This window comes from Agrobacterium sp. RC10-4-1 (assembly GCF_014138475.1).
Lineage (GTDB): Bacteria > Pseudomonadota > Alphaproteobacteria > Rhizobiales > Rhizobiaceae > Agrobacterium > Agrobacterium pusense.
Genome location: NZ_JACJIT010000019.1, coordinates 1 through 13,799 on the forward strand (window position 1 = coordinate 1; position 13,799 = coordinate 13,799).

Consider the following 13,799-nt stretch of genomic DNA (forward strand, 5'->3'; position numbering starts at 1 on the left):
ACATAAAGCGAGCCGTTGAACGGATCACTGCCAGCATCCCGCACCAGCGACAGCAGGCTGTCCGGCCCTTTGCGGAAGTCGATGGGATGGCTGGCCAGGAAGACCTTTACACCTGCGGGGAGAGCGAACCGCTCGGATGACACGCTGCAGATGCGCTTCTTCAACATGCCGGCCGACCCGCACGACGATACCGTCAATGTCGATTTCGACGACGGGGTCGGGGTCAGGTGCGACGCTCTGCGGATCAACTGCCGCTGCTAGTCCAGACCCATCACTGCCCAACAGTTCTCTACGCCAGCGGTAGAGTTGGGACGGCAAGATACCGATCTGCCGCGCCACGGCAGACATGTTCACACCGGGCTGACAGGCCTGCTCAACCGCTGTGGCCTTGAATTCGTCGGACCAGAACCGCCGCAACTGTCGCGGCGACCCGTCAAGGCGATCGGGCACCGCCTCGATCATTCGCATCAACCCAAGGCTAGCCGCAGGTCTAGACATAGATCCTCACATTCAAAGAACTCGTATGCCCGAAATACCTTACTCAGCAGCAGACCAGCCAGATGGGGTCTCCTTGCCGCTTACAAAAGATGGAACCCAATTTTCGGTTGAACGCCTTCATGCCAATGGCGCCATAGAGGCGCCCCTGACTAAAGATCAAAAAAAGGCAAAATTCAGGGATTGTATCCAGTGGGCAGGACGGAAGGATTCCGATCAACTGTACGGGAATTTGAAAAGCATTTGCTCAGTCGATAGCGTCAAGTCGGTGAGTGAACTCATCACCCGACTGCTCGCGAAGTGCTAGCTTGGTGAAGAATCTTGAAGACTATATTGCAACCCCAAGCAAAGCAGAACGCACCAGGCCGTATACTGTAACACCAGGAAGGCGAGAGAAAAACTCGTTGCGACCGGCGCTCTCCGCCCAGATCGACCATTGACTGATCACAGTCAGTTGCCCGTCCTTCCATACAATGGTCGCGTTGATAACGCCAATATCCTCTCCGTTCCGCTTTTTGACGGAGAAACGGAATTCGCGGTTGGCGAACATATGCTCCGAAATGACCGGATTCTCGTTACTACCAATCAGCACCGGTGCTTCGGCGTCCTGCGTTTGCTTAACAAAGTAATCTCGAATAATCGCGACACCTGTCGTTTCGAGATCCGGCTTTTCCTTCATCTCCTGCACGCTGAGCCAAACCAGATCGACATCCTCCCCGCCGCTGCGACGAATCATGTGTAACTCAGCCGGCAAGGATCCTCGAAAATCGTTGATCGGTATTTGCCAATCCGTTGGGATTTGCAGTCCGATTTTGCGCTCACCGATACGAAGGGAAACAAGCTGCATATCATCACCGAAGTTTGCCTGTCTGCCATCGGAGAACTGGAAACTCTTGAGGAACCCGATTGAATAAGAGTCAAGATCCTGTAGCGCTTTCTTGGCTGCCTCTGGTGTTGGTTTCCCCGCCACGTTAACGATGAAGTGGATAGCTAGGGCATTTTTTCCCTTTGCAAAGCAGTGACTGAGGATCGCGCTTTTTGGCTTGCCGTTGTCGCTTTGCGTTGCAAAAACCTTTGCCTCAGTCAGATCCGGGGAAGCAAACATGGAAACGGGTGTGTAGCCTGAAATTTCAGCTTCATACTTACATATCGGCAATGCTGCGGGTGGACTACGGAGATCGTAAGCCACAACTGTTGTCTCGACCTTCTGGCCATCGGGTCCCGGCGTAACCTTTCCGACGATTTTCACCCTGCCGATAGAGCCGAGTTCCGCCTGCTCCATTGGGACCGTTTCAACCGTGGAATCGGTTGGGACTTCTGCTTCGAAATTTACACTCGGCATGTTGAAATCGAAGACATGCTTTTTCCAATCACCTGCTGCATTCGCTTCGCTGGCGGTTGTGAAAAGTGCGAGAAGCGCAGCGAATGCGCACACGATTGGCAAAGAAAGCATCAGCATTCCTAGAGATCGGAAAGATTGGAGCCCACATCATTGCTGGATATTCACACAGACTGGCGTGGCGCCCGGCGGAACGTCTTCTCATGGAGGGTAAACCGATCGTCACCAACGATCAACTCGTACGGTCTATCAACGGCTGCGTGCGTATAGTCCAATTCATCGCAGGGCGTGAAAACGTCGGAAGAGAGACCACAGATGCGCTTGCCATTATGAGCAAAGATAAAGTTAAGAAAGCGCAGGCCATACGGGTCAATACCGGGATTGACTTCCAGCAGACGCCACGCAGCAACCTATGTCTAGTTCCATCAATAAGCAGCTAGTCGTGCACACCCCGCGCACTCGAAGGATCTACCTTGCCGGGTTTCCTCACAGGCTTTCCACGATAAAGCAGCGTTTCCCACATACGAGAGAGAGCATGACCAAGCGCAGCTAGAAATGCCGGACTCTATGTCTGCCCGCATTGGATCTTGCCTCCGTAGCACGGCGGATGTCGTTGCGATTGCACCTATTTGGGCTATACCGATCATGGCGGTGCACCTGCCGGTTATCGAGTAACTATCACCACCATAAGCGTGACCTGCTTGCAACCGATCTAGCCTTCATGGTCCGATCAACGCAATCCTTCGGTGCAAAGGCATTTCCTGATGCGCGGCAGCAGGCTATCCATGTGCGCGGCGCGCCCTAAACAACATAACCCAAAACCGCAGCCGTGATTCTCAAAAGATAAGAGCTGGATCTTTCCAGAGACGAAATCCGCCCTCAAAAGCAAGAGCATTGTCTCCCCGTCTGCAATTCGGCGGCAGACTATTGAGCGTTTCCACGTTGCCGCCACCGATGACGACCTCATCCGGTTCAAGAGCCGCGCTCAGGCGTTCAACGACGTCGTGTACGCGCTTTTGCCATTTCGCGTTGCCCTTCTTTTCCCTATAGGCCTCGCTGACATAGTGCTCATAGGTTTTGCCTTTGCGGTAAGGAAGATGGGCAATCTCCATCGGCTGGGCAACATTCTCGACGATCATCGCAGCGCCCAAACCCGTGCCGAGCCCCAGAAACAACATGCGTCCGCCCTTGTAAGAACCAATCGCCTGCATGAGCGCATCGTTGACGACGCGAACAGGACAACCAAAAGCGCCCATAGCCCACCCAGCCTTCGCCCAGATTGACCGGTTCTCGAAGCGGTTTGTTATGAACGACCGGGCCGGGATATCCCATGGCAATGACGTCGTAGGTCATATCCTTTGCCATGGCGGTTACCGCGGCGACCATTTCAGGTCCCGTCATTGTCTTTCCGCTTTCAACCTTGCGTTCTTCGCCACCGGTGGTCAGGCGGATCTTCACGTGGCTGCCGCCGATATCGATTGCAAGAACAGTTTGATCCTGTGCCATATCCTGGCCTTCGTCGACTGTGTTGTGGGTGCTATTCGGGATCAACCCACCCGCCTGGCGGCCCAAACTCTGCCATTTCCGCCGGGCCCCAGCTTCCCACATCGTATGCAGGCGGCACCGCGGGATCATCGAGGATAGGCTCCACGATCTTCCAGGCCAGTTCCGCCGCGTCCTGACGGGTGAATAGCTGACGTTCGCCTGCCATCGCATCACCGATCAGTCGCTCATAAGGCGCCATGTCACCGATACCGTCATCGACTGCGCCGAGTTCTACGGCCTCACCGCGCATGCCATCGCCCGCAGCCTTGCGGCGCGCGCCAATTCCAATTGCAATATCCGGCCCCAGCCGGAATCGCACATAATTGGCGGGGGTTGTCTCGACATCGCCAAAGAGCGCAATTGGCGGCCGCTTGAAGCGGACCACAACTTCGGTTGCATGCGCCGGCAGGTTCTTGCCGGCGCGGATAAAGAATGGCACGCCATTCCAGCGCCAGGTGGCGACGCGAAAGCGCACGGCGGCGAACGTTTCCCGGCTCGAGGCCGGAGCTACACCCGGCTCGTCCAGATAGCCTCTGAACTGTCCGCGCACCACATCACCACGGGTGAGCGGCGGCATGGCTTTCAGTATCTGCACTTTTTCATCGACGAGATCATCCGAGGCGCTTGTAGCCGGCGGCTCCATGGCCAGAAGCAACAGCACATTGATCAGGTGGTTCTGGATCACATCGCGGATACATCCGACCTCGTCATAAAACTTGCCGCGCCCCTTGATGCCAAAATCTTCGGCCATGGTGATCTGCACGCTTTCAACGTGGTCTCGGTTCCACACGGGCTCGAGAAAGGCATTGGCAAACCGGAAATAAAGAAGGTTCTGGATGGCCTCCTTGCCAAGGAAATGGTCGATCCGGAAAATGGCATCCTCTGCGAAAACCGCGTGCAGCGCTTCGTTCAACGCTTCGGCGGAGGCAAGGTCACGGCCGAAGGGTTTTTCAACCATCAGCCTTGCCGAAGCGGCGATGCCGGCCTTGTTGAGGCCGGTTACCACGGTTTCGAAGAGAGACGGCGGAATGGCGAGGTAATAAAGCGGATGCTGGTGCGCGCCGAGCGCCGTGCGCAGCTTTTCGAATGTCGCTTCGTTACGGTAATCGCCGGAGACATAGGTCAACTGTGCGGCGAATTTTTCGAAGACGGCTTCGTCGATCTTGTCCACATGGTTGGCGACCGCATCCCGCGCCCGCGCTATCAACTGCTCACGCGGCCAATCATCGAAAGCGACACCGATGACGGGCGTTTGCAGCGCGCCGCGTTTCACCATGGCGTAGAGAGAGGGAAAGATCATCTTATAGGCAAGATCACCCGTGGCGCCGAACACCACCAGCACGTCTGAACGCTGTCTGTCCGTGGCTGATATCTTCATTTGGCTTTCTCCAGATGGCCACCAAAGGCATTGCGCATGGCCGACAGCACCTTGCCGGCAAACTTGGCCTCGCCGCGTGAGGAAAACCGCTCGAAAAGCGCCGATGCCAAAATGGGGGCCGGCACGCCGGTTTCGACGGCCGCCTGAAGGGTCCAGCGGCCTTCCCCGGAATCGGACACTCGGCCGCCATAATGGTCAAGGTGAGGGTCCTGTTTCAGCGCCTCCGCCGTCAGGTCCAGCAGCCAGGAGCTGATAACAGACCCGTGTCGCCAGACCTCCGTCACAGCGGGAAGATCAAAGTTGAACTGGTAATATTGCGGATGGGCGAGAGGGGCGGTTTCGGCGTCTGCCTCGCGATGTTGCGTGCCCGCATTGGCGGCTTTCAGGATGTTGAGCCCTTCGGCATAGGCGGCCATGACACCGTATTCGATGCCATTGTGGACCATCTTGACGAAATGCCCCGCTCCCGACGGGCCGCAGTGCAGATATCCCATCGGTGCTGTTCCGGTGACCGGGTCAGCGGCGATGCCCAGACCTGCGCCGGGCGCAAGGGAAGCGAAGATCGGGTCGAGACGCTGGACCGCGGCGACCGGTCCGCCGATCATCAGGGAATAACCGCGCTCCAGCCCCCAGACGCCACCGGATGTGCCGGTATCGATGAAATCAATGCCGCGGGACGCAAACTCGGCCGCAAGATCAATCGCATCGCGATAGTTGGAATTTCCGCCATCGATGATGGCATCGCGCGCCTGGAGTTTGCCCGCAAAGTCCCGCGCGATTTTCGGCGTGATGGCGGCGGGCAGCATCAGCCACACGGCGCGTGGCGGTGAGAGCCTAGCAACGAGATCGTCTGGCGAGGTCGCGCCCACGGCACCTTCCTTCACCAACGCCGCGACATTGTCGGGATTGACGTCGAAAACCACGCAATCATGCCCATGTTTCAAAAGGCGGCGCACCATGTTTGCGCCCATCCGACCAAGCCCAACCATTCCAATCTGCATGCTGACACTCCTCTTGTGCAATTCGCTATTGCTGGTTCATTCGCCGAGACGAACGGTAAAATTCTCGTTTTCCCACACTCCAGCATCTCGCCAGTAGAAGGTGAAAACAATCGTCCCGCCGGCCCCCATATTCTGCACGGGCAAGTCCGCAAAATGCGTGCCGAGACCGGAGGCCATCGTGCTTGTATCTGTTGTCGTCGCCCAGCCGTCGGTGCTCCAGTGCACGATGGCATCATCCGCCAGTTCCAGCCGCAGAACCTTGCCGGCGGGCATTGCTGATATCTTGTTGTTGAAGCACCAGATTCGAAGATGCGACGGCGTCTTGTTGCGGATGTAACGCTCCACACCCTGCGGCGGCATGTCGAAAACGGAACCATCGGCGAGCGAACGCAGAAGCTTGATATGTTCTGCATGCGCCCAGACCAGCGGCATCGCGCTGCCCGACGGGTGGCCATAGAACAGCTCCCTGTCGGGAAGATCGGGTTGATCCCAGACCTGCTCGGGGAAAAGGCCGCTCTGCCCCGCCGATTTTTCCATTGTGGTCAGCAAAGCTTCCGCCGTCCCGCGTCTACCCGCAGCAAGTTCGTAATGGGCGCGCTCGCCGGTCAGAAGCGGCCATGGCCTGCCCTGACCCGTGCCGTCAAATGCTGTTCCATCAGCGTGCTCACCATATCCGTCGCCTGTGTATCTGTACCAGACCGGCCCCTGCGGCAGGTCGGCGCGCAGGCAATGATCGATCGCCTTCACCGTTGCGACAATGTGGGGATCATCTGGTGCGCGCAGGCCAAAGCGGACCAGCGCAAGTGCATCCGGGCTGATCACATCGCTTGTTGGCAAGAAAGCGCGATCCGGTGTCTGGTTGAGGATGGGCGTGGTGCCCGAGGGCTGGACGGCATCGGTGGTACCGGGAGAGGCGATGCGAATGTAATGGCCGGAAATATCGAGCTCCGAGCAGAGGGTTGGGTCGCCAGCAAATGTCCACCTTTCGATCTGCTCGTTCCAGCAATCGGCGGTCTGCCGCAGATGCGTGGCTTGCGCCGCGTCGCCCTCCATATCCAGCAGATCAGCGGCAGCAAGCAGCGCAGCGATCTCGACTGCAAGCGTGAACGGGCTGTAGCCGGCATCCTCCTCCCACCTGTCCTCGCCGGTCGTCGGGCCGTTTGCCAGAATATAGGCCGAGGCGCTGCGGATCATCGGCATGTAATCCGCCCTTGCGGCGTGGTCGAGGTGGCCGTGCCGATGCAGCATATCCGCAAGCAGGATCGGAAAGGCGCATTGATCCATCTGAACGCCCGGCCAATAGGGCTTGCCATCCAGCCAGAGATTTTGCGGCCACCGCCCCGAGGGCTGCTGCACCTGGCGCAGATAATCAAGGATGGCCAAAGCCTCCTCGTGATCGCCGGCCGCCAGAAACCCGCCGGCGGCTTCCACCAGATCTCGCGGCCATATCAGATGATATCCGCCAAGATCGTCATCGCCCTTGGAGGCCCCCCATGGGATCGACAGGCTTGCCACGACGGCTCCGGGCCGGTCTGCGGCACGATGCGCGGCAAGCACGGTGGTTGACACGCGATAGGAATTAACGCCGTGATGGGTATCGCGGTCGAGGGGGCGAAGACTGTCCTGCCAGCTGCGCCAGTTGGCAATATAGGCGTCGTGTGCGCGTCTGAAGCCGGATTTCAGACTTGCGACAGCACACGCCGCCGCTTCATATTCGGTCTGGCCGAAACCAAGCGCCAATGTCGTCGTATCGTGAGCTTCGCTAAAATCGATTTCCGCCGCCAGCGAAACATTGCCATCATCTGCCCGCTGGTATTCCTCGATAATTCGTCCGAAGCTGTGCAATTGCTGCCAGCCATCGGAAACGCCCACGAAACCAGCGCTTGCTGCGCGCCAGGGAAGATCGCAAATAAGCGCCAGATATCGAGAGCGACCGGTCGCGAACAAGATCTGACGCCCTTCATACTCCCCTATCCAGGCGGAGTTGAGATTGCCGGCGTTGACCAGATGCGGCGCCAGAAGGAGGCTTACACGGTAATCCCCCATCTTTCCCTTCAAGGGCGAGAAGGAGACTTGCTGAAGAACACAGGCCCGCGCCGGATCGGTGATGACCTGTTTTTCAATCCGGTAGGATCCATCTGTTGCCGTGTTGGTGATGTGGAACGCGGGAATTCCACTCTCGAAAGGGCGGGTAATGGAGATGCAGTCCCGCTTCTCTTCCGAAAAATATCCGTCGTCTCTAGTGACCACAAGACCGAGATCGCGGGTGCAGGCGCTATCGATACGTGGATAATAAACCTCGTTGAGGATGCCGTGACTGAGCGTGAACCAGACTGGAGAGGTTTTCGACAGTGCGGTTCCCACACCAGTCTTGGCGCTCGACGTCCAGCGTGCGTCAATGCCCGGTGCGCCGGGTGCGAAATCAAGTGCGGCACGCATCGTTACATGCCTCTGGCAGGGAGATGATGGAGGCGAAAGTTAATGGTACTATCGAATTGAAAACTCATGACGGAGATCTCGACCTTGGAGAAAGGGTCTTTCCGGGATAAAACGCGAGACGGGCTGCGGTTCCCGTCCCTAATCTCAAATCCGATACGGCCTCATCATTAAGCTACGTATTCGCGAAGTGGCGCACAACTAAAGATTTGGTAATCGAGCGTGTGGCGGATTCCTTTGTATCGATGCGTCGCAATATGGCCTGGATGCATATGCCCTGCCGGTGGCGGCGCATTAACCGGTTGTTGCTTTCGAATGTAAGCCGGGTCAACGACAACGTCATAGCCGCCATGTTCGCGCAAACGAACATCACACTCCCTTGACATCTGTTCTCGGAGATTTTTGAGAGCTGTCACGATTTCAGCCGTCTGGCGCTTGGTCCAATGACGTTTCCATCAGAGTCTTCACCGGTATAAACTCAGAGGTTGTGTCGCTGTACTTTTCATTGCACGGTTCAGCAGAATTATAATTGATGTTGACCGGGGAGCGGATGGTACACGGACAGAAATGCCGTTCTTTTGCATGTGTGCTTGTCGCAACTTCGGTCGCCGTTACGGTGTTCGCCGGAACCGGATTTGCACAGGATAACAATAGTACCGCTCAAAATGCCGTCCCGGTGACGAGAAAATTCGATTTTTCAGCACCCGCCCTCAATCTTGAGGGGACGCTTCCCCTGAATGCTACGGTCGAAACCGTACCAATGAGCCCAACGGAGCCTGGCACAATCGGTAATGTGAAAGTCGTTGGAAAAATCACCTCAGATTCCTCCAGTCCGAAAATCGAGACGACCTTTGTCGGCTACAATCTGCAGGCGCCATCGGCAGCGTTCCGGATCTGCACTTACCAGGCAGACGCTGCTGGATACACGACGCGCGTCTCAAAAGTTGCATCGGACCTGACAGAGGCTATGCTTCTGGGCACCAAGGATCAGAGCGGCGAACCACATAGCGCCCTTATCAGCTATTGCTTCTCTCGCGGGAAGCAGGCGCTGGGCATAAATTTCGTTGCAGATGTCAGCAACGCGGCGGATGCTGACGCGGCTTATGATCTGGTAGTTCGGGCTGACAAGCATGCCGTTGCGTTCATTGACAACCTCTCATGGGAAAATGGAGAAGAATCAAGCTTTGGGGAGGAGCTGCAATCGGTTCCTGTTCGGATAGGCAACGAGAGGATCACACTCCGCATCCCGGACCAGTGGGAAATACCGATCAACGATTTTCATGGCGCTTTGCCGGCCGAGTTGCACATGATCAGGCGCAAGGGCGGAAGAGATGTTGGCCTGATATGGCTGCTAGTTCAGGACATGAAGGAAAAACCCGACCTGGAAATGGCCGGAGCCACGATCGTGAGGGATTACTTTGTCAGGCAGACACCTGATGCCCGGCCACCCGCACTGATATCGAGTGAGGAAGACAGTCTACTTGCAAAACAGGGAATCCCCGCACGCACCTTCCGGTTTTCAGTGACAGACAAAAAAGGTCAGGACAGCGGCGATATTGATGCGACCGTCATATGGCGGAATCGGCGCCTGCATGTGCTCACCCTTTGGTCAGCGTGGTCCTCCGGCGCCGATAACAGCAACTTCTTTTCCCGTCTTCCAGCTCTTACTGTCTACGATATCGTGCGACAAGCCTTGGTAACAACGTAGCAATAAGGTCCGGCGCAGATAACAAACCAAATCGCACAAAATGAAGCAATAACATTAAATTAGGATATTTTATTAAAGTAAAAAAGCCTGTTTCTTCTAGTATTTTGAGCCGCAAAAAATAGCGCAAGATAGACAGGTAAACTGGCTTGGAACGACGGCTGACATTGACACCACAGATCGGAGCGGACTTGGGCGGAATGAAGCTGACTGAACTTTTCCCACTACCCTATGACCACTGGTATGCGGCCACTCTTTTTGCCGAGGCCGGATATGCTGCGTCACTGATATTCGAGCGTCTCAAGATAGATCCCGCGCGCTGGCGCCGGTTCAGAGAGCGCTACAGCCAACTTCATTACGCCAATACAAATTGGGTTGCAGCCGCGTTCAGGCGGGACGGACTTCCCGAACCCGAACAGGATTGGGCGCTTTTCCAGCGTCTGACGGGGAATGACGGAATCGGCCTTCCGGTAACGGAACCCTTCAGCATGCGCAGGGAGCTTGAGGCTTTGCGGCGGGCAGTCGAAGCTAATCCTCGTATCGGCCCCTTCGCCGATGTTGACTGGGTCGCGCATTACATCGGAGAAAGACGATTTCCGACCATCCGCTATATCCACAATGGCCATCAGGTCTATGTGGACGGCGCACCAATCCGCGACCGCAAGGGCGTCCCGTTGTCCGGGGTCGACCCCTTCACCTTTCGACAGCTTGGTGACCGCTGGTTTTGCGACGATAGACATGTCTACGGCCAGGGCGAGACGCCAACGAAGCTTTTCTGGTTCACAGCGCGTGGCGCCGATCCGGAAAGCTTCACCGTTCTGAACCAACGTTATGGTGTCGACAAGGCCGCCGGTTATTACATTACCAACTTGCGCCTTCCCACCGAGGAGCCGGGTACATTCGGGATCGTCAGCTATTATTACGGCAGCGGCCAGAAACCGGGCATCCGTATCGAAGAGAGTCACTACGCAAAGGACAGTCGCAAAGTCTATGCTTACGGGGTCGCGATTGAAGACGCGGATGCGGCCAGTTTCCATTCCATCGGCGACGAAGGCAGATATTTCGCTGATAGGAAGCATGTCTATTGGGAGAAGAGCCTCATTCCCGACGCGGACCGAGAGAGTTTTGTCTGCGCATCAGAAGCAGGTCAGTATCGCGCTTATGACAGCGAGCGGCCGTACTATGCAGGGCAACCTCAATCAGTTTCGGCAGAATTTGAGTCCTGGAGTGGCTATTTCGAGAACCATCCCGAGATCGCCGACAGCTGGTGGCACCGGGAGAAGGCACGCCGCGCGGCAAGTGCGTTTGTGGGGAATGAGCCAGTCCCGATCGGCGGTCTCTATTACAGCGATGGAAGCAGGATTTTGGTTAGGCCACGGCGTCCGCAGGAAGCAGAATGGGTCTCACTTGATCATTTCGATCACGGCAGCTTCCGACACATCGTTGATGTGTTCGCACAGGATCGGCACGGACTGCGATACTTCTTGCCCGGCCTCGAAAGTTACGGAATGGAGCCCGTTAAGAAAGCCGATCCGGCGAGCTTCGAAAAGCTCGACGGCCCCTGGTTCAAAGACAAGCAGCAGGCCTATTACATCGACAGTACAGCCCCTTTACCAGAGCTTGCTGTCGTCAAAGTCGACATGGCGAGCTTCGAGGTTTTGGGCGGCGCCTATGCTCGTGACGCAAAAGGGCTGATCGTGGAAGGTGTGCGCAAGCGCGGCATCGACAATCCAGCAGCGGTGGAATCGCTCGGGTATTCCTTTGCACGGATGGGCGACACCCTGCTTTATCGCGGGAAGCCCATCGGCCGGCCCGGCAAGGTCAACCCCGCCACAGCACGTGGCGTCCACGAGCAGCTTCTGATTGACGCGAACGGCGAGATGCTGGTCGGAGGCAGTTATCGTAAAAAGATACCGGGAATCGATCCAGCCAGTCTGCATTTCCTCAACCGTGTATTCGCAGTGGACGCACGCCATGTTTACGCGATAACCGATACAGCACTGCTGCGCATTGAGGATATTGAACCGGACGAAGTCGAGCCGACCGACCTCTACTCGGTCCGGGTGGGCGGCACACAGTTCCACGTTTCCGGTGGAATCGTAAGGCGGTTACGACCCGAGGATACAAGTGGATGAGTAATGCCTGAGATCAAAGCTCCCGGCGAGGCTGGGTGCGTCAGTAGTGACGAGCGGCGTGCGGAGCTGCCAGGGCGGAGAAACCTGAGCCGTTGAAGTCATGCAGGCGCGAGGAAAACTCAATAGGCATGACATCACCGGATCGGAAGTCGCTTTTTGCCAGCCGATAGAGGCACCCGCCGCGTGCAAGCACCAGATCGCCGCCATCCCAGTCTGCCCAGTCCGTTTCCGGAAGGTCGACAAGCAATGTTCCGTCCCGGTCAAACACGCGGTAGTCAAGTCCGTACCACGCCTTTTGACTACGACCAATCGAATGAAGAACCATCTGAAGGCTCCGGCCGTTTGCACCCGTTTTCTGCAGGACACGCGGCTTGTTGAAGCTGTAAAAGGTCGAGGCCTTCAGGCCATTGGTTTGCCCCTCACCGGCCTCGATCACACGCCAACCGTCACGCGCAAGGATGTAGCCGCTGATGGGATCGTCCTCTCCACGGCCCGACAATATACCGCACGGGTCCACTTTCATGCCTCGCATCAATCGAAAACCTGGAGCAACCGAGACGCGGTTATCGTCAAATGAATGGTTGAGAAGCAGTTTGTTCTCGTCCTCGAAAACACCGCCTCCTCCCCAGGCATCTCCTTTTGGCCAGAGCGTCAGTGCGGTAAAGAATGGCGGCTTCGATATGGCCGTCCAGCTCTCGTAGGGCGGGCGATTTGTGGCCGCGAAGTAGACCAGAAGTTCTCCGGATGGAGAAAGATCGCAGCGTCTCTCGTAGACCCGTCCCTTCAACCATTGGCCATGTTCAAAAGTGTCGGTGCGTAGGTCCCAGCGAATGAGCTGCACCAGCCGGCTCGGGCCGCGCCGAAATATGACACCTGTTCTCGCTGACCGTGCTAGGATCGCATACAGCCTCGGTGCAAGTGCCTTCCCGGAAGGATCTACAGTCTGCTTGCCTTTCTCTACAACCACCTGAGCTACGTCCTTCCGGCGCTATCTGATGCTCTCATATACAACGTCACATGACAGTTTATCCTGTGTCCGCATCGAGCTCGCGGAATTCCATCTCTCACCTGTCCGAAATATCGCGCCACATCATTGTCAGATACTGGACGAAAAAATCGACATTGCGTAGTTTTGAACAACAATTGCGTCCATTGAAGCGATTTGGCACTTCGTCCCACGATTTAGTTCAAACCCGGATACGTCGCCGTTTCAACTGATCGCATAGGAGAAACGCTTGCTGGCACTTGAGATCGTCATTTTTGCTGCGGCTCTGATCGCGGTTAGCCTTCTGACTGTACAACAGATTGTCGCGCAGATTCGGGAGCGTAACTTCTACAAGAAGAATGGTGGTGATTTCTCTGTCGACAGCAACATGGATCACGTCAAACTTGACAGATCCATGCACTACAACGACCTCCGCCTCACGAACTGGCAGCGATTTTACCTGTTCCGCCCGGTCTGCATCGCGATGCTCGTCTTTGTTTGGGCTATGATGCTAGTCTCTTTGCTTTAACTGAAACGCCAGGCTTAGGTTGCCCTTGGCATCGCTTGTCGACCAGACTGGTTTCGGCAAGCCCCCTGCCGCGCCTCACCGGGGCCAAGACAATGCGATTTTGTTCGGCAAGCGGTAGGAGGCAATAGCGATCTTAGTCATCCAGTTTAGGCCGAGTGACCTTGCCCCCAAGTTTTATCCAGTTTTGAGTTCGCTCCAGCGGTTTTGGGTTGCTGTATTCGGGGCGGTAGCGGCGGGGTGTGGTGCGGAGC

9 protein-coding genes and 1 pseudogene are annotated in these 13,799 nt (G+C 56.5%); 3 read left to right on the forward strand and 7 right to left on the reverse strand.

Translation table 11 applies throughout. The features are described from left to right. Positions 1-24: 24 nt before the first annotated feature. From FHW77_RS27025 to FHW77_RS26355, 6 genes and pseudogenes are all read right to left on the reverse strand, one after another. Positions 25-498, reverse strand: a complete 474-nt coding sequence (locus FHW77_RS27025; RefSeq protein WP_353619001.1) for a transposase — start codon at positions 496-498, stop codon at positions 25-27. 325 nt (positions 499-823) lie between these two features. After that, positions 824-1,948: a hypothetical protein gene (locus tag FHW77_RS26335; RefSeq protein WP_182591091.1), complete on the reverse strand. Its 1,125-nt coding sequence runs from the start codon at positions 1,946-1,948 to the stop codon at positions 824-826. Between the two features lie 722 nt (positions 1,949-2,670). Then, positions 2,671-3,340 (reverse strand): annotated as a pseudogene (locus tag FHW77_RS26340) (ROK family protein). 31 nt (positions 3,341-3,371) lie between these two features. Then, positions 3,372-4,757, reverse strand: coding sequence for a glucose-6-phosphate dehydrogenase (gene zwf / locus FHW77_RS26345; protein WP_173615047.1), 1,386 nt, complete (start codon positions 4,755-4,757; stop codon positions 3,372-3,374). Further along, entirely contained in the window at positions 4,754-5,758 is a 1,005-nt protein-coding gene (gnd, locus tag FHW77_RS26350) for a phosphogluconate dehydrogenase (NAD(+)-dependent, decarboxylating) (RefSeq protein ID WP_182591092.1), read from the reverse strand. The genes zwf and gnd overlap by 4 nt, the downstream gene beginning before the upstream one ends. A gap of 36 nt (positions 5,759-5,794) precedes the next feature. Then, on the reverse strand, positions 5,795-8,197 hold the full coding sequence (locus FHW77_RS26355) for a glucan 1,4-alpha-glucosidase (RefSeq protein WP_182591093.1): 2,403 nt from the start codon (positions 8,195-8,197) through the stop codon (positions 5,795-5,797). A gap of 547 nt (positions 8,198-8,744) precedes the next feature. On the opposite strand from FHW77_RS26355, the gene FHW77_RS26360 reads away from it, so the two are divergent. Together FHW77_RS26360 and FHW77_RS26365 are read left to right on the forward strand one after the other, a co-directional pair. Then, positions 8,745-9,902: a hypothetical protein gene (locus FHW77_RS26360; RefSeq protein WP_286086174.1), complete on the forward strand. Its 1,158-nt coding sequence runs from the start codon at positions 8,745-8,747 to the stop codon at positions 9,900-9,902. A 197-nt stretch (positions 9,903-10,099) separates the two neighbouring features. Then, entirely contained in the window at positions 10,100-12,034 is a 1,935-nt protein-coding gene (locus tag FHW77_RS26365) for a DKNYY domain-containing protein (protein WP_286086175.1), read from the forward strand. A gap of 40 nt (positions 12,035-12,074) precedes the next feature. Here the strand turns inward: FHW77_RS26365 and FHW77_RS26370 are convergent, their stop codons facing one another. Next, positions 12,075-12,875 carry a hypothetical protein gene (locus FHW77_RS26370; protein ID WP_353619002.1) on the reverse strand — a complete coding sequence of 267 codons (801 nt, stop codon included), beginning with the start codon at positions 12,873-12,875 and terminating at the stop codon, positions 12,075-12,077. A gap of 394 nt (positions 12,876-13,269) precedes the next feature. Here FHW77_RS26370 and FHW77_RS26375 point away from each other — a divergent pair, with 394 nt between their 5' ends. After that, positions 13,270-13,548 (forward strand): hypothetical protein, encoded by a 279-nt coding sequence (locus tag FHW77_RS26375; protein WP_182591096.1) that lies wholly within the window; start codon positions 13,270-13,272, stop codon positions 13,546-13,548. Positions 13,549-13,799: the final 251 nt, after the last annotated feature.

Bases quoted from the DNA above. Each gene is read 5' to 3' on its own strand.
- FHW77_RS27025 (WP_353619001.1), bottom strand. From the start codon at position 498: ATGTCTAGACCTGCGGCTAGCCTTGGGTTGATGCGAATGATCGAGGCG.
- FHW77_RS26335 (WP_182591091.1), bottom strand. From the start codon at position 1,948: ATGCTTTCTTTGCCAATCGTGTGCGCATTCGCTGCGCTTCTCGCACTT.
- zwf (WP_173615047.1), bottom strand. From the start codon at position 4,757: ATGAAGATATCAGCCACGGACAGACAGCGTTCAGACGTGCTGGTGGTG.
- gnd (WP_182591092.1), bottom strand. From the start codon at position 5,758: ATGCAGATTGGAATGGTTGGGCTTGGTCGGATGGGCGCAAACATGGTG.
- FHW77_RS26355 (WP_182591093.1), bottom strand. From the start codon at position 8,197: ATGCGTGCCGCACTTGATTTCGCACCCGGCGCACCGGGCATTGACGCA.
- FHW77_RS26360 (WP_286086174.1), top strand. From the start codon at position 8,745: ATGGTACACGGACAGAAATGCCGTTCTTTTGCATGTGTGCTTGTCGCA.
- FHW77_RS26365 (WP_286086175.1), top strand. From the start codon at position 10,100: ATGAAGCTGACTGAACTTTTCCCACTACCCTATGACCACTGGTATGCG.